Annotated in this window: 1 protein-coding gene; it reads left to right on the top strand. The window is 68.2% G+C overall.

Annotated elements, in window-relative coordinates:
- Window positions 1-555: HlyD family efflux transporter periplasmic adaptor subunit (locus TW83_RS18140; protein WP_045984186.1), on the top strand; the 555-nt coding region annotated here is incomplete at its 5' end.
- Window positions 556-563: the final 8 nt, after the last annotated feature.

Raw genomic sequence — 563 nt, 5'->3', positions numbered from 1 at the left:
GAACGCCGCGAGATGGCCGAGACCGAGTTGGGCGATCTGGGTTATCGCGAACTGGAGCTGGCCGAACGCCGCCGCAGCCTGACCGAACAGCTGGACCGGCTGGAGATCCGCGCCCCCGTGTCGGGCGTCGTCTACAACATGCAGGTCACCACGCCGCGGTCGGTGATCCGGCCCGCCGACCCGCTGCTCTACATCATCCCGCAGGACCGCCCGCTGGTGATCGGCGCGCGCGTGGCGACGATCAACATCGACGAGATCCAGCTGGGCCAGCCGGTCGTCCTGCGCTTTTCCGCATTCTCGTCGCGCACCACGCCGGAAATCGACGGGCGGCTGGACCGCATCTCCGCCGATGCCCTGCTGGATGAGGCGACGCGGACCCCCTATTACCGGGCCGAGGTCTCGATCCCGCCCGACCAGCTGGACAAGCTGGGCGGGCTGGCGCTGGTGCCCGGCATGCCGGTCGAGGTCTATATCCAGACCGGCGACCGCAGCCCGATGGCCTACCTGATGAAGCCGCTGGCCGACTACTTCAATCGCGCGTTCCGCGAAAGCTGATCAGCGCT

The sequence above is a fragment of the Paracoccus sp. S4493 genome (assembly GCF_000967735.1).
In the GTDB taxonomy this organism is placed as follows: domain Bacteria; phylum Pseudomonadota; class Alphaproteobacteria; order Rhodobacterales; family Rhodobacteraceae; genus Paracoccus; species Paracoccus marcusii.
The sequence above is the reverse complement of the archived record's forward strand: the minus strand, read 5'-3'. Positions and strand labels throughout refer to the sequence as shown.